Raw genomic sequence first — 1,042 nt, 5'->3', positions numbered from 1 at the left:
ATGATAGTGGCAGGGGCGATCTTTATTCTGACGTTGATCTTGGTCATCTGGCAACCGAAAGGGCTGGGCATCGGTTGGAGTGCGTCGTTCGGGGCGGGATTGGCATTATTGAGCGGTGTGGTGCACGTCGGCGATATTCCCGTGGTGTGGCAGATAGTCTGGAATGCGACCGCGACCTTTATCGCCGTCATCATCATTAGCCTGTTGCTGGATGAAAGCGGCTTCTTCACCTGGACCGCCTTGCATGTCGCACGTTGGGGCAACGGCAAAGGTCGATGGCTGTTTACCTATATGCTTCTACTGGGGGCCGTAGTGGCGGCGCTGTTCGCGAACGATGGCGCCGCGTTGATTCTGACGCCGATCGTGATCGCCATGCTGTCGGCGCTCGGTTTTCGACCTGCTGCCGTGCTGGCTTTCGTCATGGCGGCGGGCTTTATCGCCGATACTGCCAGCCTGCCGCTGGTGGTGTCCAACCTGGTGAATATCGTTTCCGCGGATTTCTTCCGGCTGGGCTTTACGGAGTATGCGGTGGTGATGGTGCCGGTCAACCTTGCCGCCGTCGCGGCGACGCTGGTGATGTTGCATCTGTTCTTCCGCAAGGATATTCCGCAGCGCTACGCATTGACGCGTTTACCGGTGCCACGGGAAGCGATTCGCGATCGTGCGACTTTCCGAACCGGCTGGGCGGTATTGGCACTGTTGCTGATTGGCTTCTTCGCCCTGGAACCGCTCGGTGTGCCGGTAAGTTTGGTCGCTGCCTGCGGCGCGCTGGTTCTGTTGGCGGTGGCGAAACGCGGGCTAGCGATCGATACCGGTAAGGTGTTGCGCGGAGCGCCCTGGCAGATCGTCATTTTCTCACTGGGCATGTATCTGGTGATCTACGGGCTACGCAACGCAGGCTTGACCGATTGGCTTTCCGGTGTGCTGGACGCATTGGCGCGGCAGGGGCTGTGGGCAGCGACGTTTGGCACCGGCTTCCTGAGCGCATATCTCTCTACCATCATTAATAACATGCCGACGGTATTGTTGGGGGCGTTGTCTA

1 protein-coding gene is annotated in these 1,042 nt (G+C 59.1%); it reads left to right on the top strand.

Annotated elements, in window-relative coordinates; all coding sequences use genetic code 11:
• On the top strand, positions 1–1,042 hold a 1,042-nt coding region (locus AB0442_RS42660; RefSeq protein WP_366168876.1), incomplete at both ends, for an arsenic transporter.

This window comes from Kitasatospora sp. NPDC085895 (assembly GCF_040702125.1).
GTDB classification, from domain to species: Bacteria; Actinomycetota; Actinomycetes; order Streptomycetales; family Streptomycetaceae; genus Kitasatospora; species Kitasatospora arboriphila.
The sequence above is the reverse complement of the archived record's forward strand: the minus strand, read 5'-3'. Positions and strand labels throughout refer to the sequence as shown.